This window comes from Bradyrhizobium sp. CCBAU 45384 (genome assembly GCF_028128665.1).
GTDB classification, from domain to species: Bacteria; Pseudomonadota; Alphaproteobacteria; order Rhizobiales; family Xanthobacteraceae; genus Bradyrhizobium; species Bradyrhizobium manausense.
In genome coordinates this window covers 46,336-66,402 of record NZ_LBIZ01000100.1, presented here as the reverse complement: position 1 = coordinate 66,402, position 20,067 = coordinate 46,336, and the positions used below count along the sequence as shown (strand labels likewise).

15 protein-coding genes and 1 tRNA gene are annotated in these 20,067 nt (G+C 64.9%); 5 read left to right on the top strand and 11 right to left on the bottom strand.

What is annotated here, in order from left to right; translation table 11 throughout:
• Positions 1–24 precede the first annotated feature (24 nt).
• The 3 genes from XH80_RS12005 to XH80_RS11995 all read right to left on the bottom strand — a co-directional run bounded on the left by XH80_RS12005 (position 25) and on the right by XH80_RS11995 (position 3,266).
• The gene (locus tag XH80_RS12005) at positions 25–1,647 is read right to left on the bottom strand and encodes an amino acid ABC transporter permease/ATP-binding protein (RefSeq protein ID WP_271598773.1); all 1,623 of its coding nucleotides are present in this window, start codon (positions 1,645–1,647) and stop codon (positions 25–27) included.
• Positions 1,647–2,540, bottom strand: a complete 894-nt coding sequence (locus XH80_RS12000) for an ABC transporter substrate-binding protein (RefSeq protein WP_271598831.1) — start codon at positions 2,538–2,540, stop codon at positions 1,647–1,649. The genes XH80_RS12005 and XH80_RS12000 overlap by 1 nt, the downstream gene beginning before the upstream one ends.
• Positions 2,541–3,002: 462 nt before the next feature.
• On the bottom strand, positions 3,003–3,266 hold the full coding sequence (locus XH80_RS11995) for a hypothetical protein (protein ID WP_057756641.1): 264 nt from the start codon (positions 3,264–3,266) through the stop codon (positions 3,003–3,005).
• A 274-nt stretch (positions 3,267–3,540) separates the two neighbouring features.
• On the opposite strand from XH80_RS11995, the gene XH80_RS11990 reads away from it, so the two are divergent.
• Positions 3,541–3,747, top strand: a complete 207-nt coding sequence (locus tag XH80_RS11990; protein ID WP_271598772.1) for a hypothetical protein — start codon at positions 3,541–3,543, stop codon at positions 3,745–3,747.
• Positions 3,748–3,799: 52 nt separating this feature from the next.
• Here XH80_RS11990 and XH80_RS11985 read toward each other — a convergent pair whose 3' ends face one another.
• The 7 genes from XH80_RS11985 to XH80_RS11955 all read right to left on the bottom strand — a co-directional run bounded on the left by XH80_RS11985 (position 3,800) and on the right by XH80_RS11955 (position 14,206).
• Positions 3,800–3,946: a hypothetical protein gene (locus tag XH80_RS11985; protein WP_167354006.1), complete on the bottom strand. Its 147-nt coding sequence runs from the start codon at positions 3,944–3,946 to the stop codon at positions 3,800–3,802.
• Positions 3,947–4,137: 191 nt separating this feature from the next.
• Positions 4,138–4,211 (bottom strand) — tRNA-Cys (locus XH80_RS11980).
• 108 nt (positions 4,212–4,319) lie between these two features.
• Positions 4,320–5,060 (bottom strand): tRNA-uridine aminocarboxypropyltransferase, encoded by a 741-nt coding sequence (locus XH80_RS11975; RefSeq protein ID WP_271598771.1) that lies wholly within the window; start codon positions 5,058–5,060, stop codon positions 4,320–4,322.
• A 37-nt stretch (positions 5,061–5,097) separates the two neighbouring features.
• Entirely contained in the window at positions 5,098–8,205 is a 3,108-nt protein-coding gene (locus tag XH80_RS11970; RefSeq protein ID WP_271598770.1) for an efflux RND transporter permease subunit, read from the bottom strand.
• Positions 8,205–11,351 carry an efflux RND transporter permease subunit gene (locus XH80_RS11965; RefSeq protein WP_271598769.1) on the bottom strand — a complete coding sequence of 1,049 codons (3,147 nt, stop codon included), beginning with the start codon at positions 11,349–11,351 and terminating at the stop codon, positions 8,205–8,207. Before XH80_RS11965 ends, XH80_RS11970 begins: the two co-directional genes overlap by 1 nt.
• 37 nt (positions 11,352–11,388) lie before the next feature.
• Complete coding sequence (locus XH80_RS11960) at positions 11,389–12,804, bottom strand: efflux RND transporter periplasmic adaptor subunit (protein WP_271598768.1); 1,416 nt, start codon at positions 12,802–12,804, stop codon at positions 11,389–11,391.
• Positions 12,794–14,206, bottom strand: coding sequence for an efflux transporter outer membrane subunit (locus tag XH80_RS11955; RefSeq protein WP_271598767.1), 1,413 nt, complete (start codon positions 14,204–14,206; stop codon positions 12,794–12,796). The genes XH80_RS11960 and XH80_RS11955 overlap by 11 nt, the downstream gene beginning before the upstream one ends.
• A 483-nt stretch (positions 14,207–14,689) precedes the next feature.
• Between XH80_RS11955 and XH80_RS11950 the strand changes: the two genes are divergently transcribed.
• The 4 genes from XH80_RS11950 to XH80_RS11935 all read left to right on the top strand — a co-directional run bounded on the left by XH80_RS11950 (position 14,690) and on the right by XH80_RS11935 (position 19,299).
• Positions 14,690–16,003 carry an NAD(P)/FAD-dependent oxidoreductase gene (locus tag XH80_RS11950; protein ID WP_271598766.1) on the top strand — a complete coding sequence of 438 codons (1,314 nt, stop codon included), beginning with the start codon at positions 14,690–14,692 and terminating at the stop codon, positions 16,001–16,003.
• Between the two features lie 4 nt (positions 16,004–16,007).
• On the top strand, positions 16,008–16,838 hold the full coding sequence (locus XH80_RS11945) for a DUF1365 domain-containing protein (RefSeq protein WP_271598765.1): 831 nt from the start codon (positions 16,008–16,010) through the stop codon (positions 16,836–16,838).
• Between the two features lie 99 nt (positions 16,839–16,937).
• The gene (locus XH80_RS11940; RefSeq protein ID WP_271598764.1) at positions 16,938–18,167 is read left to right on the top strand and encodes an SAM-dependent methyltransferase; all 1,230 of its coding nucleotides are present in this window, start codon (positions 16,938–16,940) and stop codon (positions 18,165–18,167) included.
• A 97-nt stretch (positions 18,168–18,264) separates the two neighbouring features.
• The gene (locus tag XH80_RS11935; RefSeq protein ID WP_057754892.1) at positions 18,265–19,299 is read left to right on the top strand and encodes a cysteine synthase A; all 1,035 of its coding nucleotides are present in this window, start codon (positions 18,265–18,267) and stop codon (positions 19,297–19,299) included.
• Between the two features lie 28 nt (positions 19,300–19,327).
• Here the strand turns inward: XH80_RS11935 and XH80_RS11930 are convergent, their stop codons facing one another.
• A complete protein-coding gene (locus XH80_RS11930; protein ID WP_271598763.1) occupies positions 19,328–20,065 on the bottom strand; it encodes an amino acid ABC transporter ATP-binding protein in 738 nt (245 codons plus the stop codon).
• Positions 20,066–20,067: the final 2 nt, after the last annotated feature.

Genomic DNA, 20,067 nt, shown 5'->3' with positions numbered 1-20,067 from the left:
TCTTGAACGTCGCGGATGCGGGACTCATCGCACCGCCTCCGGGGTCCTGTCGGCTTCCATCACGCTTAGGAAACGTGCGGTCAGCGGATTGCGCGGGTTGGAGAGCACCTCGTGCGCCGGCCCCTCTTCGATGATCGCACCGCCGCTCAGGAAAGCGACGCGGTCGGCGACCTCATCGGCGAAGCGGATCTGGTGGGTCGAGATGATCATGGTGAGGCCATCGTCGATGGCGAGACGGCGGATCACCTCCAGCACCTCGTTGACGAGCTCGGGGTCGAGCGCCGAGGTCGGCTCGTCCAGCAGCAGCACGCTCGGGTTCGGCGCCAGCGCGCGCGCAATGGCGACGCGCTGCTGCTGGCCACCGGAGAGATGCCGCGGCAGTGCGTCGGCACGATGCGAGAGACCGACGCGGTCGAGCAGCTCGGTGGCGCGGCGATCGGCGTCGATCCCGGTCATGCCGTGCACCCAGCGCAGCGGTCCCGCGATGTTTTCCCGCGCCGACAGATGGGCGAACAAATTGAATTGCTGGAACACCATGCCGACGCCGACGTTCGCGCGTTCGTTGGCGATGGCGCGCGGCGTCAAGGGCTTGCCGTCGTCGGCAAAGCCGAGGCGGCGGCCACCGACGCGGACGGAGCCGTTGTCCCAGTTTTCGAGATGGTTGATGCAGCGGAGCAGCGTGCTCTTGCCGGAGCCGCTGGGCCCGAGCAGCGCGACCACCTCGCCGACGCGGACCGTGAGGTCGAGGCCGTCGAGCACTTTCTGCCTGCCGTAGCTCTTGGTGAGACCCTTGGCCTCCACCGCGATATTGTTGCGCGCGATCGTGGCGGCGCGGCGGGCGCGCTGTTCGCGGGTCAAGGCCAGCGGTGGCGTGTCCGCAAGCTCGGCCGGCGCCGGTTCGGGATCGGCCAAGGCGGTCTCGGCGAACGTAAGCTTGGTGGCGAGATCGACGCGCCTCCACGGCAGGTAATCGGCGAGCTTGCGCTCACGGCTGCTTGTGCGGTCGAGATCGAGCAGCCATTCGACGAACAGCTGGATGCCGCTAATGGTCGCTGTCAACACAAGATAGAGCAGCCCCGAGGCGAAGAAGATCGAGAAGAAGTCGAAGGTCGAGGACGCCAGCTGCGTCGAGCGCAGCGTCAGCTCCTGCACCGCGACGACGGAGGCAAGCGAGGAATTCTTCAGCGCGCTGACGGCCTCGTTGCCAAAGGCCGGAATCATGGTGCGGATCGCCTGCGGCGCGATCACGCGCCACATCAGTACCCGCGGGGTCATGCCGAGTGCCTGGCCTGCCGTCACCTGCCCGCGATCGACGCCGAGCACGCCGGCACGCAGCATCTCCGCGATGAACGGTGCTTCGTTGCAGGCGAGCGCGAGACCTGCGGCCAGCACCGCCGGCAGCTTGATGCCGATATGCGGCAGCGCGTCGTAGGCGAACACCATCTGGAGGATCAGCGGCGTGCCGCGGAAGATCACGGTGTAGCCCCGCGCGATCGCCGCAAGCACCCAGAAGCGCGAGAGCTGCATGCCGGCGAGGATCAATCCGAGGATCGATCCGCCGCCGAGCCCGAGGGCGGTCACCTCGAGGGTGAGCTCGATGCCCTCGAGCAGATACGGCATGCTCAGGTAATGGAGGAACAGCGACATCAATCGGCCGTCAGGACGTCCGGCTCCTTGAAGTTGTTCACATCGAGCTCATGCTTCTTCAGGAGCTCCATGTGAATGCCGGCCTTCTGCACCTCGATCAGCGCAGCGAGCACCGCGTCGCGGAACTTCGGCTTGTCCTTCGGGACGGCGATGCCGACCGAGTACGGGATCGTCACCGCGATCGCTTTCTCCAGCTTGTCCGGATAGGCCTTGACCGCGCTGTCGACGGTATTGACGTCGTTGACATAGGTGTCGGCGCGACCGGCGAGGATCGCCTGGATGCAGTTGGCGTTGTTGTCGTAGAGCTGGACCGTCGGCTCCGCCTTGCCTGCCTTCTTGCACTCGGGCATCAGTGCCTGAACCAGCGGCACCTCGACAAAACCGGTGTTTTCGGCCGCGGCCGCGCCGCACATCGACATGTTGATGCCGTTGATGCCCTTCGGATTGCCCTTGGCGACCAGCACGCCGTCGAACACCTTTGAGTAGGTAATGAAGTCGGCCGCCTTGGCGCGCTCCTTGGTGGCGTAGATGTCGGAGATCACGATGTCGGCCTGCCCTGCGGACAGCGTCGTCAGGAGCGCCGCGAACACCACCGGCTTGTAGGTCAGCTTGAAGCCGAGGCATTCGCCGATGGCTTCGCCGAGATCGATGTCGAAGCCGATATATTTGCTGGGATCCTTCGGATCGATCGTCTCATAGCCCGGCGTGTGCGGGTTGATGGCGTTGACGAGCGTCTTGCCCTTCCAGTCCGGATATTTCTCCTGGAGAGCGGCGCAGGTAGTGGGCGCCGCGGCCTGTGCGCTCGACGGTGCCGCGGCAACGAGGCCGACCGCGATGGCGGCGCCGAGCGCGGCCGTGCGCGACGGCAATGCGCGCGACATCCCCCGCCGCATGTGGTGCAATCTTTGGGGCAAAACCCGTCTGTCCATCTCATGCTCCTTCGAATTGTCATGGCGTTGGCCATGTTCCAGATCTCGGGAGGGAGCCTAGGTGGAGGGCGAGCCGAAAAGCTTGTCCGCGGGCGTACAAAAAATTGGATGGAAGCGGCCCGCGATTTGGGCAGTCGGCTGCACAAAAACTGTTCGCGCGGGAGGCGCACGACGGCACGCAATTCCGAATTCGGAAGAACCAAATGGTCTCGTCCTGCGCAATAGCCCACGCAACCTGGAAATCATCTGGTTAGATCATTTGACAGAGATATGCCGATACCTCGCCCAGATACGGCGCGGGCGAACATATCTGCGGTCGGAATCCACAGCACTCCACAGCCTGTCCGCAGCATATCCACAGGCCGACCATGCCGGATTCGCGAGGCCACACGAGCACTTGCTGCGCACAAACCCACAGGGAGTGCGTCAGCCGCCGGCCTGGTCGAACACGCTGCGGCAAGCCTCGCTCAAGCTGGAGCGGTTACGACGCAGACAGGCCGTGATGGCCCGGACGTTGGGGATTTCGCCGGCACAGAGCCGGTAGACGTCGGGCGTGCAGGCCCGGCGCTGCTCCGGTGTGCCCTGCTGCGCATTCGCAGCTGATGCAAACAACGTCAGGAACAGGCCGACTGTGGAGGCGCGACGCGCCCGGCTTCTCACACCCGCAAACCGCAAGAACCTCGCCTTCATGACCAGTCTCCTGTCTGCCCTGCCGGACCGGCCGCTGTTGGCCGGTGCGGGCAAAGAGGTAGGAGGAATAAATCGCGGGGGATGTGATTTCTTGCACACTGGCGGCCGCCTGGAACTTCCTAGAGGTCCCCGGATTTACTGGGGGTTCGGGGATCTTCAGAAATCGGTAACCAAACGGACCTCGATCGCCCGATCGTTAAAATCCGAACGATCGGGTCAATCGGCCAACAAACCGGCTTTGCGACAGTCCGCCATCCGCGTTCCGGAGGGTGTGATGAGCGAAGCCGAATTCAATTTGATGCTGGATGCCGTCCGGGACGCCATGATTCACGACACTTTCGCGCCTGCGGCGCTGGAGGACTTCGTGCCCCGCCCGTGGAGCTTCGACGCAGCGCTTAAGAAGCCGCTCAAGGCCGCGAATGACAATGAGGGCGCATGGCCCCTGCTGCCCTTTCCGGATGGCTGGTACGCCGCCTCCTGAAAACCTGCTGAAACCTCCTAGCCAAACCTGACGGCAGGCCACGGGTCTGCGATCAATTCTTGACGCTGTCCTTGTCATCCTGCGGCGCCCTGTCGGGCACATCAGGCGGGAAGATGCTGTCATAGATCGCGCGCGCCTCGGCAATAAGGCGAGCCCGCTCAAGCTCGGATTTCGGGATAAACCGGACGATCTCGCCCACGTGTGCTCCAGCGCTCGATTGATAGGACTGCATGCCTTCGCAGATGCGAAGTTTATGCCATCGGGCCTGAATCGAGGGTTTCCAGCAAGCCCCGGGCAATTCCGGTGGGCGCGGCTCGTGCAGTTGCTGTCCGCGCCCTTGGCGGACCGAACGGAATCACGATTTAGGCTGAAACATCAGAAGTTTGGTGATGGAGGCCACGACCAGAATTGAACTGGTGTACACGGTTTTGCAGACCGTTGCGTAACCACTCCGCCACGTGGCCCCGTAAGGGCGGACCAATATAGGGGATCAGGGGGTTAGGCAACCCCGGCCGGGCGCTTACGCCTTCTCACCGCGAGGCAATCAACCGCAGAATTGGGATCAGCCCAGGTCAGGACCGTTTGCCGCGGCGGAAGTCGCGCCGGCGGCCTTTGGGTTCCGGCTTTGGCGCGAGTTCAGGCATCTCGGCCTGGACTTCGCGATAACGCGTCAACAGCCGTTCAAAACTGGCGTTCAACGTCTCGGCGATGTCGGGGCGCCGCTCGAGCCCCGCGAGCAGCGTCGCCGCTGCCTCGATGGTCGACAGCCCGTCCTTGCGTGGCTCGCGACGCAGGCGACCGTAGCGCGATGGGTGCTTGGGGTTGAGGATCACGCGCTGGCATTTCAGCATCCAGGGATTGCGCCACCACAGCGCCTTGGCCTGGCTCCAGGTGCCGTCGAGCAGCACCACGCCTTCGAGCTTGCCAAAAATGGCACGCTGGTTCTCCGCGACCTCGCCCTTGCGGTTGAGCGCGACGATCTCGCCCTCGACGTCGAGGTCCGCGGCGCGCGCCGAACCGAGATAGAGCACAGCCCAGTGCGAGGCGTTCTCGACCGGACGGCCAAGCGCCTTGGACAGGCTCGGCCAGGACAGGCCGACCTTCACAGTCGCGTCTTCAAAGTGCCTGGCAAGCAGCCGCGCCGTGCCGAGCGCCCTGTCCTGCTCCTGCGGATGCTGCAGGATCAGGAGCGAGAGCTTGTTCTCGATCGGCGTGACAGTGTCGCAGATGCAGAGCGGCATCGGCTTCTGGCAGTGCGGGCATTCGGGGACAGGCTCAGGCGCTGCGGCCGTGGTCTCGGCTGGGTTCGACATGACCGCCGCTATACGCTCGGTACAGCCGTTCAACAACCTATTCCGCCGGCGCCGGCAGCGCACGCGGCTCGGACCGCCGACGCAGGCGGTCAATCAAGAGGTAAATCACCGGCGTGGTGTAGAGGGTGAGGACCTGCGAGACGAACAGGCCGCCGATGATGGTGATGCCGAGCGGACGGCGCAGCTCCGTGCCCGGCCCGGTCGCGACCACGAGCGGAATGCCAGCGAACAGCGCGGCCATGGTCGTCATCAGAATCGGACGGAAGCGCGCCTGGCAGGCCTCGAAGATCGCCTCCGCCGAGGACAGGCCGCGCTGGCGCTCGGCATCGAGCGCGAAGTCGACCATCATGATGCCGTTCTTCTTGACGATGCCGATCAACAGGATGATGCCGACGAAGGCGATCACCGTCAGCGGCGTATTGGTGATCTGCAGCGCCAGCAGCGCGCCGAGGCCGGCCGAAGGCAGTGTCGAGATGATCGTGAGCGGATGGGCGAGGCTCTCATAGAGCACCCCGAGCACGATATACATCGCCACCAGCGCGCCGAGGATCAAGAGCGGCTGCCGACTGCTGGTCCTGGCAAATTCGCCGGCATTGCCGTCAAAGCTGCCGCGGATGCCCTCGGGCATGTGCAATTCGTCGACCGCACGCTGGATGTTCCGCGTGGCAGCCTCGAGCACGACGTCAGGCAAGGTGTTGAACGATACCGTGGTCGATGGCACCGATTGCGAATGATAGACCGCGAGCGCGGCAAGCCCGCGCGTCGCGCGGACCACGGCCGACAGCGGCACCTGCACGCCACCAGCGCCGGCGACGTAGATGCGATCGAGATTGGACGGGTCGACCTGGAATTTCGGATCGATCTCCAGCACCGTCATGTACTGGTTGCGCTGAGTGTAGATGATCGAGATCTGGCGCTGCGAGAAGGCGTTGTTCAGGGCGTTGTCGATGTCCTGCACCCTGACGCCCAGCGCCGCGGCCTTCTGGCGATCAATGTTCAATGTCAGCTGGAGCCCGCCGGGATCGCGGTCGCTGGAGATGTCGGTGATGCCCTCCACCGTCTCCATCCGCTTGGCCACGATCGGCGCCCATTTCTGCAGCAGATCGAGGTCGGTGCTGGAGAGCGTATATTGGAAGTTGGAATCGCTCTGCCGCCCGCCGGCGCGCACGTCCTGGGCGGCGAACATGAACAGACGAATGCCGGGCACGGGATACAATGCCTTCCTGAGACGGTCGATCACGATCTGGGTCGAGACGTGATCGCGCTCTTCCGGCGGCTTCAGGCTGATGAACATGGTGCCACGATTCGAGGTCGCCGAACCGGGGCCCCCGACGCCACTGCCGACGGTCGACCCGATGCCGGCGACGGCCGGATCCTGCATCACGATGTCGGCGAGCCGCTGCTGCAGGCTCAGCATCGACTGGAACGAGATGTCGGCCGAGGCGCGCGTCGCGCCGATGACGAAGCCGGAATCGTCGACCGGGAAATCGGATTTGGGAACCTTGATGTAGAGCGTTACGGTTAGACCGATGGTGGCAAAGAAGACCAGCAGCGTCAGCAGCGGGAATTCGAGCACGGCGCGCAAGCTGCGGGCATAAAAGGCGACGATACGCGATAGCAAACCTTCAATGACGCGATCGAACAGCGTCGCGGTCTCCGACGTTGTCTGCCGGATATAATGGGCGCAGATCATCGGCGTCACCGTCAGCGACACCAGGGTCGAGACCACGATTGCGAAGGTCAGCGTCAATGAGAATTCACGCAGCAGGCGTCCCTGAATCCCGTTCATGAAAAGGAGCGGTGTGAACGCCGCGATCAGCGACAGGCTGATGGAAACCACGGTGAAGCCGATCTGTTTGGCGCCCTCGAGCGCCGCCCGCATCGGCCGCATGCCATGCTCGAGGTTGCGGAACATGTTCTCGATCATGACGATGGCGTCGTCGACGACGAAGCCGACCGAGATCGCCAGCGCCATAAGCGACAGATTGTCGATCGAGAAGCCGGCGACCCACATGCCGGCACAGGTGCCGGCCAGCGCCAGCGGCACCGAGATGCCGGCGGCGATCGTCGGCGTGATCCGACGCAGGAACACGAACACCACGACCATCACCAGGCCGGCGGTCGCAAGCAGCGTCCACTGCATATCCATCACGCTGGCGCGGATCGTGGTGGTCCGATCGACCAGCGTAGACACGTCAACGCCGGCCGGAATCCATTGCCTCAGCTCGGGAATCAGCGCCTTGACCCGGTCGACGGTGTCGATGACGTTGGCGTCCCCCTGCTTGGTGATCTGGATCAGCACCGCCGGCTGCTTGTTGAACCAGGCGATCGAGCGCGCGTTGCGGACGCTGTCCTCGATATCGGCGACGTCGGAGAGCCGGACGAAATTGCCGTTCGAGCTCTTGACCACGATGTCCCGGAATTCCTGCGCCGTGCGCATCTGCCGGTTCAGCGACAGCGTCTCGCTCTGGCGCTCGCCGTTGAAGATGCCGACGGGGCCAAGCGGGTTGGCGTTGATGATAGCGGTACGCACGTCGTCGGTGGCGATCCCCGCATTCGACAGCGCCACCGGGTTGAGCTGAATCCGAACCGCCGGCTGGTCGGCGCCCGATACCGTCACGTCGCCGACACCGGGTACCTGCGAGATGCGCTGCGCCAGCACGGTATCGGCGACGTCGTAAATCGCGCTCGCCGATAGCGTCTTGGAGGTCAGCGCCAGCACGAAGACCGGCGCGCCGGCCGTGTTCGCTTTCCGGAAGCGCGGCAGCGCCGGCAGGTCGCTGGGCAGGTCGACGAGGGCCGCGTTGATCGCGGCCTGCACATCGCGCGCCGCCTTGTCGATGTTGCGGCCGATGTCGAACTGGAGCTGGATGTTCGCGACGCCGAGCGACGACGTCGAGGTGATCTGGTTGATGCCGGCGATTTCACCGAGCCGCCGTTCAAGCGGCGCGGCGACGGTGGCCGCCATCACCGACGGGTCGGCGCCGGGACGGCTCGCCGAGACGAAGATGGCGGGGAAGTCGACGTTGGGGACGGAAGCGACGGGAAGGAACTCGTAGGCGACCGCTCCCAGCAGGAACAGCCCGATCGACAGCAGCGTGGTCGCGACGGGACGGCGGATGAACGGTTCCGAGAGCGATGCCATCACTGCATCCCCTCGGTCGCGCCGGCCGTGGGCGCCTCGGGCTCGGGCGGCGGCAGCGCCTGCTCGAGGCGGCGATTGATGCGGTCGAGCGCGAGGTAGATCACGGGCGTGGTGTAGAGCGTCAGCAGCTGGCTCAGGAGCAGGCCGCCGATGATGGAGATGCCGAGCGGAAAGCGCAGCTCCGCGCCGGTGCCGCTCTCGATCGCCAGCGGCAGCGCCCCGAACAGCGCCGCGAGCGTCGTCATCATGATCGGCCGGAAGCGCAACAGGCAGGCCTGCACGATGGCTTCATGGGCCGGCATGCCCTGCCCGCGCTCGGCCTCCAGCGCGAAGTCGATCATCATGATCGCGTTCTTCTTGACGATGCCCATCAAGAGGATGATGCCGATCAGGCCGATCACCGAGAGGTCCTGCCCAAACAGCATCAGCGCCAGGATGGCGCCGACGCCGGCCGATGGCAGCGTCGAGAGGATCGTGATCGGGTGGATGTAGCTCTCATAGAGCACGCCCAGCACGATGTAGATCGTGATCACGGCGGCGAGCAGCAGCCAGGGCTGGCCGGCCAGCGCCTTGGCGAATTCGGCGGCATCGCCAGCATAGACGCCGACGATGCTGTTGGGCATCTCGATCCGGGTCTCGATCGCTTTCACCGCCTCGACGGCATCGCCGAGCGCGGCGCCCGGGGCGAGGTTGAAGCTGAGCGAGATCGCCGGGAATTGCGCCTGGTGCGAGATCGCCAGCGGCGCCGTGGTGCGCTTCAAGGTCGCCACCGCATCGAGCGGCACTTGCGCGTTGGGCGCGCCGGCGGTCGCGCTGGCGCCGCCCGGCAGATACAGCTTTGACAGGATCGAGGGATCGCGCTGGTACATCGGCAGCGCCTCCAGCACCACGCGGTACTGGTTGGCCTGGCCATAGATGGTCGAGATCTGCCTTTGTGCAAAAGCATCGTTGAGCGTGTCGGTGATGGCCTGCAGGCTGACGCCGAGCTGGCCGGCGCGGGTGCGGTCGACCTCGAGCTGCGCGCGCAGGCCGCCCTCCTGGGCTTCCGAGGAGACGTCGCGGAACAAGGGATCGCGCCGCATTTCATCGACGAGCTTGCGTGCCCATTCCGACACCAGCGCCGCGTCGGTGCCGGTCAGCGTGTACTGGTATTGCGAGCGGCTCGACTGGGTCGAGATCTGCACGTCCTGCACCGGCTGGAAATAGACGGTCATGCCGGGAATGCCGGAGACCTTGTCCTTCAACCGGGCAATGACCGCTCCGATATCGTCGCGTCGCTCGCCACGCGGCTTCAGCGTCATGACGAGGCGCCCGACATTGGTGGTCGGATTGACCGAACCCGCGCCAATCACCGAGACGACGCCTGTGACGTCGGGATCGGCCTTGATGGCGTCGGCGGCATCGGCCTGCCGCTTCTGCATCTCGGCGAAGGAGACATCCGGGCCGGCCTCTGTCACCGCGGTGATCGAGGCGGTGTCCTGCAGCGGCAAGAACCCCTTTGGCGCGACGACATACAGGACGAGTGTTGCGGCCAGCGTCACGAAGGTCACCACCAGCGTGGTGCGCTGATGCCGCAACACCACGAGCAACGTGCGGTGATAGAATTCGACGGTGCGATCGATGAAGCGGCTGATGGCGGCGAGGCCCGGCACCGCCAGCTCCTCATGGGTGTGCTTGAGCAGGCGCGAGCACATCATCGGCGTCAGCGTCAGCGAGACCACCGCCGAGGTCACGACCGCAATCGTCAGCGTCAGCGCGAATTCGCGGAACATGCGTCCCACAAGACCCGACATGAACAAAAGCGGGATGAACACCGCGATCAGCGACACCGTCAGCGAGATCACTGTGAAGCCGATTTCACTGGCGCCCCTCAGCGAGGCTTGCATCGCGTTGTCGCCATTCTCCATGTGGCGGACGATGTTCTCGATCATCACGATGGCATCGTCGACCACGAAGCCGGTGCCGATCGTCAGCGCCATCAGCGAAAGATTGTCGAGGCTGAAGCCGGCAAAATACATGATGCCGAAGCTCGTGATCAGCGACAGCGGCAGCGCCACGCCCGCGATCAGTGTTGCGCGCAGCGAGCGCAGGAACAGCAGCACCACCAGCGTCACCAGCACGACGGCAAGCACGAGCGTAAACTGCACGTCGTGGACCGAGGCGCGAATGGTGACGGTGCGGTCTGAGACGATGGTCAGTTTTACGCCGGCCGGAATGGCACGCTGCACCTTCGGAATCTCGGCGCGGATCTGGCTGACGACGTCAATGACATTGGCGCCGGGCTGGCGCTGGATGTCGATGATGACGGCCGGCGTGCCCTGGTACCAGCCGCCGGTGCGGTCGTTCTCGAGCCCGTCGACGATCTGCGCGACGTCGCCGATCGTCACCGGCGAGCCGTTGCGATAGGCGATGATGATGGGACGGTAAGCCTCGGCGGCGGCGATCTGGTCGTTGGCCGCGATGATGTAGGACTGCTGGGCACCGTCGAGCGAGCCCTTTGGCCCGGAGACATTGGCGTTTGCGATGGCTGCGCGCAAGTCCTCCATGGCGATGCCGTAGGCGGCAAGCCGCGCCAGATCGGCCTGGATGCGCACGGCCGGCTTCAGCCCGCCGAGCACGGAGACGCGGCCGACGCCGGAGATCTGGCTGAGGCGTTGGGCCAGCAGCGTGTCGGCGATGTCGCTCATCGCCCGCAGCGAGATCGTGTCCGAGCGCAGCGCCAGCGTCATGACCGGCGCATCCGCCGGGTTCACCTTGGCGTAGGTCGGCGGGTAAGGCAGCGTCTTGGGCAGGACGCCAGCGGCGGCGTTGATCGCAGCCTGCACGTCCTGGGTCGCACCGTCGATGTCGCGGTTGAGGTCGAACTGCAGCGAGATCTGGCTGACGCCGAACGAGCTCGTCGAGTTCATCGCCGTCAGCGACGGGATCTGGCCGAGCTGCCGCTCCAGCGGCGCGGTGATCAGCGAGGCGATCACGTCGGGGCTCGCGCCCGGCAGCTGCGTCGTCACCTGCACCGTCGGGAAGTCGACCTGCGGCAGCGCCGAGACCGGCAGCGCGAAATAGCCGAGCAGCCCGCCGATCAGCAGCGCAATGCCAAGCAGCGAAGTTGCGATCGGCCGGCGGATGAAGGGTTCGGAGACACCCATGGGATACGCCTGCCGCGTCAGGCGGCTGTTGCCGGGATCATGGCTGCTTGGCTCCAGATCCGGATGATTGAGCCCCCGATGGTTGAGCCCCCGGCCCCGGCGCTGGGCCCGTCTGGCCCTTCTGGTCGCCTTCGCTGCTGTTCCGCTTGGCGCGGAATTCGCCGTCCTTGCCTTGTCCGTCCTTCTGGCCCTCCTTCGCCTGACCGCCCTTGCCGTCGGCTTGCGGAGCGCGCGTGCGCTTGCGCGGAGCGAGGTCGGCCGACGGCGTCTGCTCGTCGCGGCCGACGCTGACCTTGGAGCCGTCGGACAGATTGGCAAAACCGGTGGTTACGACCCGATCGTTCGGCGTCAGGCCGCTCGCAATCACCGCATCACGCTCGTTCTGCTGCGTCACCGTGACAGGCTTGGCCGTCACGACGTTGTCCTCGCCGATGACGTAGCTGAACGTGCCGATCGGCCCGCGCTGCACCGCCGAGGTCGGCACCACCAGCGCCTGGTTCAGCGTTTCGACCTTGAGGCGGACATTGACGAACTGCCCGGGCCAGAGCTGGTAATTGGCGTTGGGGAATTCCGCCTTGAGCCTCAGCGTGCCGGTGGTCTGGTCGACCTGGTTGTCGATGCCGGTGAGCTTGCCGGTGTCGATCACGGTGACGCCGTCATTGCCGAACACGTCGACCGACAGCGCGCCCTTCGCGGCAGCGGCATTGACGCGCATGATTTGCTGCTGCGGCAGGCTGAACCACACCGCGATCGGCTGCAATTGGGTGATGACGACGAGGCCGGTGGTGTCGGAGGCGTGGATGATGTTGCCCTGGTCGACCTGGCGCAGGCCGGCGCGGCCCGACAGCGGCGCCACGATCTTGGTGTAGCTCAGCGTCGCCGCCGCATTGTCGATTGCGGCCTGGTCGGCCTTGACCAACGCCTCGGTCTGCGCGACCGCAGCGCGCTGGGTGTCGGCCTGCTGCTTGGAGCCGGCATTGGAGGCAGCTAACTGCTCGTAGCGCGCAAGGTCGATGCGCTGGTTGGCGAGCTGGGCCTCGTCCTGTGCCTTCTTGGCTACGGCCTGGTCATAGGTCGCCTGGTAGAGCGCGGGGTCGATCTCGCCGAGCACGTCGCCCTTTTTGACGTCCTGGCCTTCGGTGAACTTCACCGCGATCAGCTTGCCGTCGACCTGGGAGCGCACGGTGACCGTGTTGAGCGCGCGGATGGCGCCGACGCCGTCGAGATAGACCGGCACGTCCTGCACGCGCGGCGTCGCCGCCAGCACAGGCACCGGCAGATCGGGCCGAGCGTTGCGGTCATTTGCCGGCTTCTGATGCCACGCGATCCAGCCGAGATAGCCGAGACCGCCGAGGATCGCGAGCGTGATCAGAGTCATGACAAAGCCGCGGCCGCGCGACTTCTTCGCCATCCCCGCTTTCGCGCCGTCCTTTGTATCCGGCTTAAAGAGCATTGACCGGTTTCTCCATTCGCGGCTCCCAGCCGCCGCCGAGCGCCTGATACAGGCTCACGATGGCAAGAAGCCGTGCGAGCTGCGCCTGTGACAGGGTGTCTTCGGCCTGGAACAGCGTCAGCTGGGTGTTGAGCACGGTCACGATATCGGCCGTGCCGGCGCGCAGCTGCTGCTCGGCGAGATCGAAGGCGCGCCGCGAGGCGTTGACCACGTCGCGCTGCAATTGCAGCTTGATCGTGGTCTGCTTGATTGAAAATAGTGCGTTGTCGACGTCGGTGAAGGCCTGGACGATGGTTTTGCGGTAGGTCTGCAGCAGTTCGTCCTGCCGCGCCTTGGCATATTCGAAATTGCCGAGGATCTTGCCGCCGTCGAAGATCGGCTGGGTCGCGCTGCCGACCAGCTGGAAGAACGCCGCGTGCGGCTGGAACAGCGAAAACAGCGCCGAGCTCTGATAGCCGCCATTGCCGGTGAGCTGGATGCTCGGGAAGAACTGCGCGCGGGCGTTGCCGATATTCGCGGTGGCGGAGGCGAGCTGCGCCTCCTGCCGGCGGATATCAGGCCGCTGCGTCAGCAACTCCGACGGCAGCCCGGGCGTGACACGCGGAATGGCGATCCGGTCCAGCGAGCCGCCGGCAAGGCGCACGCTCTCCGGCGGGCGCGACACCAGCACGGCAAGCGCATTGGCGTTCTGGTCGAGGGTCTGGCGCAAGGGCGGCACCAACGCCTTCTGGTTGGCGAGCACACTCTCCTGCTGGGCGACGTCGAGGTCGGTCCCCGTCCCGGCCTTGCGGCGCTCGCGGATGGCATCGAGGATGCGCTGGGCGCTGGCGATGTTGCGCTGGGCGGTGCGCAGGCGGTCCTGTGAGGCCAGCACCTGGAAATAAGCATTGGCAACGGCGGCGAGCGTCGTCAGCGCGACGGTGTCGCGATCGAAGCGGTTGGCCTTGGCGGTCTCCTCCGCCGTTTGCAGCGCATCGCGGTTCTGGCCCCAGAAGTCGAGCTGATAGCTCGCGCTCAGCGACGCCTGGTAGTTGACGACCTCACGGCCGCCATTGGTAAGCCCCGAAGCCGAGGAGCCGGAGGTGCGCGAATAAGTCTCTTGTCCCGTTCCCGACAGGCTCGGCAACAGCGCCGCGCCCGCCTGGCGCGCCTGCGCATCGGCCTCGACGATGCGGGCGACCGCGGCAGCGATATCGAGGTTGACGGTCTGCGCCTCTTCCATCAGCTGCGTCAGCTCGGCCGAGCGGAAGCCGCGCCACCAATCCAACGAGGGCGGTGCGTCCGCCTTCCCGGCATATTTGTACTGCGTGGGGACATCGAGCGCGGGATCGGGAAGGTCCTGGGTCAACACGCAGGCGCCCGAGCTCGAGGCCAGGAATAGCACGGCGACCGCACGCAGCATTCGGGGGGCAGCCCCGAGGACTTGCCCGAGGACTTGCCCAAGGACTTGCCGCCTGACAAGGGCCGGAACCCGCTGTGTCACATCCACCCCCCGACGGGCAGGTCATGCCGCTCCCGCGCGGCCGGACGAGCCGATAGGCGGGCGGGCGGCCGGAGGCCATTCTGTAACTCGTTCACAACGTGATGCTTTCTGCGGAACCGGAGATTCATACTAGCCGGGCGCGGAACTGCGGGACAGTCCCGCACCCGCGAAACGCACAGCCGATCACGCCCGCGATCCGATCGTCGGAATGAAGAAGATCCCTGTCTTGCAGCGGCTTTTTCGATTCCAGAAAGGTCCGGAAACACATCAAGCTTACAAAGATTTCATGTGATATTGCAGCCACAGTGGCCCCGAAGACGCAAAGCCAAGGGCCTGCTCTCCACTGAAACCCCCGCCGCAACGCATCGTAGCTTGTCCAGCACGAGGCAGGGACATTGACGCATGCGCATCGCGGTCATCGGAACGGGCATCGCCGGCAACACGGCGGCCTGGACGCTTTCCCAGCGCTACCCGGTGACGATCTATGAGCGCGAGCTGCGTCCAGGCGGCCACAGCCACACCGTCACCATCGACTATCAGGGCACGCCTGTAACCGTGGATATCGGCTTCATCGTCTACAACGAGCTCAACTATCCCGATCTGACCGCAATGTTCGCCCATCTCGGCGTTGCGACGGTCGCAAGCTGCATGAGTTTTGCGGTGTCCGCCGACGGTGGCCGTTTCGAATGGCGCGGCGGTGGCAATGATTGGTGGGCGACCGGGGCCGGCCTGTTTGCCCAACCGGCCAATCTGCTCTCCCCGTCCTACCTGCGGATGCTGACGGAGATCCCGGCGTTCGGCCGCCAAAGTATCGACGACCTTCGGAGCGGCCGCCTCAGCGGACTGACGCTCGGCGCCTATTTCCGCCAGCGGCGGTTCTCCAAGCGACTTCTGACCGACTATCTCGCCCCCATGGGCGCTGCGATCTGGTCGGCTCCTGCGCACGACATACTAGACTTTCCGGCCGAGAACTTCGTCGCTTTCTTCGACAATCATCGCCTGCTGCACTACGACCGGCCGGTCTGGCGCACGGTGAGGGGCGGCAGCCAGACCTATGTCGGGCGGCTCCAGGCCGCGTTCAGGGACCGCATCCGGCTCGGCTGCGCCGTGACCTCGATCGCGCGCACGTCGCACGGCGTCGTGGTCGGTGACAGCCACGGCCGGCACGAGAGTTTCGACCATGTGGTGATCGCAGCGCATAGTGACCAGGCGCTCGCGATGCTGTCTGATGCAGACAAGCGCGAGCGCGACATCCTCGGCGCCATCAACTATTCTCCGAACAAGGTCTATCTGCATCGCGACGTCAGGCTGATGCCGAAGCGGCGCCGCGCCTGGGCGTCTTGGAATTTCCTGCGCTGGCAGCGCGAGGGAGCGGCGATGAACGACGTCGCGGTGACCTACTGGATGAACCGGCTTCAAGGGATCGACGCCGACAAGCCGTTGTTCGTCAGCCTCAACCCGCCCTTCGAACCCGCGCCCGAGCTCACCTTCGGTCAATATCTGTGCGAGCATCCGCAGTACAATGCGGCGGCCTTTGCAGCCCAGAAGCGCCTGGCGGAGATCCAAGGCCCGCGGCACACCTGGTTTTGCGGCGCCTGGACCGGCTACGGCTTTCACGAGGACGGCTTGCGCTCGGGCCTTTCGGTTGCCGAAGCGCTGGGGGTGACTGCGCCCTGGCGCACGGGCCCCGTCGAGCTGGCGGAGGCGGCGGAGTAGCGCGATGGCGAGGACAGCCCTTCCGGCATCGGATGCCGCCGCGCTCTATTTCGGCGACGTTATGCACGCGCGGCTGAAGCCGACGGGCCATCGCTTCAGCTACCGCGTCATGAGCCTCCTGATCGATCTCGACCGGCTGGATGAGGCTAACAGGCAGTCGGCGCTGTTCGGCGTCAATCGCGCCGCGCTCTACAGTTTTCACGAGAAGGATCACGGCCCGCGCGACGGCTCCTCGCTACGCGCCTATGCGGAGCGCTGCGCTGCCGCTGAAGGCATCGACCTCCACGGCGGCCGGGTCGAGTTGTTGTGCTATCCCCGCCTGCTCGGCTACGGCTTCAATCCACTCTCGGTCTATTTTTGCCGTAACACCGCCGGCGAGCTGGTGCTGGTGATCTACGAGGTGCGCAACACCTTTGGCGAGATTCATCCGTACGTGTTGCCTGTCGGGGCCGGCGAGCTGAATGCCGCGGGTCTGCGGCAGCAACAGGACAAGCTGTTCTACGTCTCGCCCTTCGTGCCGATGGCGATGCGCTACCATTTCCGGGTGCTGCCGCCGTCCGACACGGTCAAGCTGCGCATCCTGGAGACCGACCACGACGGCCCGCTGCTCGCGGCGACCTTCAGCGGTCGCCGCCGGGCTCTGACCACGCCTGCCCTGTTGCGATCGTTCTTCAGCCTGCCGCTCGTCAGCCTCAAGGTGATGGCGGCGATCCACTGGGAGGCGCTGCGGCTCTGGCTGAAAGGAGCGCGGCTGGTGCCACACCCCGATGCCGCAGGGCAGCGCAGCGACGAAACCATCTTGGCGCAGGGCAAATCGCACCCCTATATTATTTGATCGCTGACCGTTTGCGGGGCGCTCGGGTCAAGCAACAGAGCGGGATGGGCGCACTCGGCTCGCGGTTGGACAGTATCCGTCGGGACCATGGATCTGCCGATGTCGAATGCCATTTCGGTAACACCTGATGACGTCGAGACAGTGTTCGCCGACCTGCCGCGCATCGTTCGCCTTGCGCTGGCCTTCGGGTCGCGGCTGCGACGCGGCACGCTCGACGTCACTCTGCCCGACGGCCGTGTGATCCGGCTCGGCGGACACGAGCCGGGTCCTGAAGCCGCGATGCGGCTGCACAATTACGGCTTCGCATCGCGCCTGATCAACGGCGGCGACATCGGCATTGCCGAAGCCTATCTCGCCGGCGATTGGGACACGCCTGATCTCACGCAGTTTCTGTACCTGTTCTGCGTCAACCATGACCTGATCCAGGCCATGCTGCGCGACAAACCGCTGATGCGGTTCGTGCAGATGGTGCAGCACTGGTTCAACCGCAACACGCGCCGCCAGGCGAGGCGCAACATCCACGCCCATTACGACATCGGCAATGCGTTCTACTCGGCCTGGCTCGATCCGAGCATGACCTATTCGTCGGCGCTGTTCGAAGGCTCGACCACCGATCTCACGGCAGCCCAAACCAACAAGTACCGCCGCCTCGCCGAGGCACTCGACCTGAAGCCCGGCCAGAAGCTGCTCGAGATCGGCTGCGGCTGGGGTGGCTTTGCCGAATTCGCCGCCAAGACCTTTGGCGCGCGCGTCGTCGGCCTGACCATCTCGACCGAGCAGCGCGATTTTGCGCAGAAGCGCATCCACGAAGCAGGGCTTGCCGAACAAGTCGAGATCCGGTTGCAGGATTATCGCGACGAGCGCGATCGCTACGACCGGATTGCCTCCATCGAGATGATCGAGGCGGTCGGCGAGCAATTCTGGCCGCGCTATTTCGCCCAGCTGCGCGACCGCCTGCTGCCGGGCGGATTGGCAGGCATCCAGGCCATCACGATCCAGGACCGGCTCTTCCAGGGCTACCGACGCGAGGTCGATTTCATCCAGCGCTACGTTTTTCCAGGCGGCATGCTGCCCTCGCCTGCCGTGCTGAAATCGCTCGGGGACAGGTTCAGCATACCCGTCATCCGTGAGCGCATCTTCGGGCAAGATTATGCCAAGACGCTCGCCACCTGGCGGAATAATTTCCGCGCGGCATGGCCGGCTCTCGCTCCCCTCGGCTTCGACGACCGGTTCCGGCGGCTGTGGGAGTATTATCTCGCCTATTGCGAGGCCGGATTCCTGTCCGGCAATATCGACGTCCGGCAGGTCATCTTCGCAAAGCAGCAATGAGAGTTAAGGCCCTCGCCTTGCAAGGGGTCCTTGTATGGCTGGCGACCCTACTTTAGGCTCTGACGACTTTCTCGCCCCCAGCCGGTAATTGCCTGACATGACCATCAAAAACGACGTTGTCGAAGCCATCGGCAACACCCCGCTGATCAAGCTCAAGCGCGCATCCGAACTGACCGGCTGCACCATTCTCGGCAAGGCCGAGTTCATGAATCCCGGCCAGTCGGTCAAGGACCGCGCCGGCAAATGGATGATCCTGGAGGCTGAGAAGCGCGGCGAGCTGAAGCCGGGCGGCCTCGTGGTGGAAGCAACCGCCGGCAACACCGGCATTGGGCTCGCGGTGGTCGCGAGCGCGCGCGGCTATCGTACGCTGATCGTGATCCCGGAGACGCAGAGCCAGGAGAAGAAGGATTTTCTGAAGCTGTGCGGTGCCGAGCTGCTGGAATCGCCGGCGCTGCCCTATTCCAATCCGAACAATTACCAGCATGTCGGCCGCCGTCTTGCCGACGAGCTGCGCAAGACCGAGCCGAACGGCGTGCTGTTCGCCGACCAGTGGAACAACCTCGACAATGCCAAGGCGCATTACGACTCGACCGGTCCCGAGATCTGGGCGCAGACCGGCGGCAAGATCGACGGCTTCGTCTGTTCGGTCGGCAGCGGCGGCACGCTCGCCGGCGTCAGCCGTTTTCTGAAAGAAAAGAACAAGGACATCCGGATTGCCTGCGCCGATCCGCACGGCGCCGGCATGTTCGAATATTTCAGGACCGGCGAAGCCAAGGCGACGCCCGGCGACTCCATCACGGAAGGCATCGGGCTCGGCCGCAAAACCGCGATCGTCGAGAGCGCCAGGGTCGATGACGCCTTTCTCATTCCGGATGCGGAAGCTGTGAGTGTGATCTACGAGCTGCTGCAGCACGAAGGCCTATGCCTCGGCGGCTCAACCGGCATCAATATTGTCGGCGCGATGCGGCTCGCCAAGCAGCTCGGACCAGGCAAGACCATCGTCACCATTCTCTGCGATTCCGGCAGCCGCTATCAGTCGAAGCTGTTCAATGCCGACTTCATGCGGGCCAAGAACCTGCCCGTGCCGGAATGGCTGGAGAAGCGCAGCAACATCAAGCTGCCGTTCGTCTAGCTCGATCGGTCGGCTCCAGCTGCCTAGCTCAGCGCAGGATCTGGCTCAGGAACAGCTTGGTGCGGGCGTGTTGGGGCGCGGCGAAGAATTCGTTCGGCGTGTTGGCCTCGATGATCTGGCCGGCGTCCATGAACACCACGCGGTTGGCGACTTCCTTGGCAAAGCCCATCTCGTGGGTGACGACCAGCATGGTCATCCCTTCCTCGGCGAGGTCGACCATGGTGTCGAGCACCTCCTTGACCATTTCGGGATCGAGCGCCGAGGTCGGCTCGTCGAACAGCATCACCTTCGGGTTCATGGTCAGCGCGCGCGCGATGGCGACGCGCTGCTGCTGGCCGCCGGACATCTGGCCGGGAAACTTGTTGGCCTGGTGCGGGATCTTGACCCGCTCCAGGAACTTCATCGCGGTGGCTTCGGCATCCTTCTTGGGAATGTTGCGGACCCAGATCGGCGCCAGCGTGCAATTGTCGAGCACGGTGAGATGCGGAAACAGGTTAAAGCTCTGGAACACCATGCCGACCTCGCGGCGCACCGCGTCGACATGCTTGAGGTTCGGCCCGAGCTCGATGCCGTCGACGACGATCTCGCCCTCCTGGAACTCCTCGAGCGCGTTGATGCAGCGGATCAAGGTCGACTTGCCCGAGCCCGAGGGGCCGCAGATGACGATGCGCTCGCCCTTGCTGACGTCGAGATCGATGTCGCGGAGCACGTGAAACTCGCCGTACCATTTGTTCAGGCCGGAAATCTTGACGATGGGGTCGGACATGG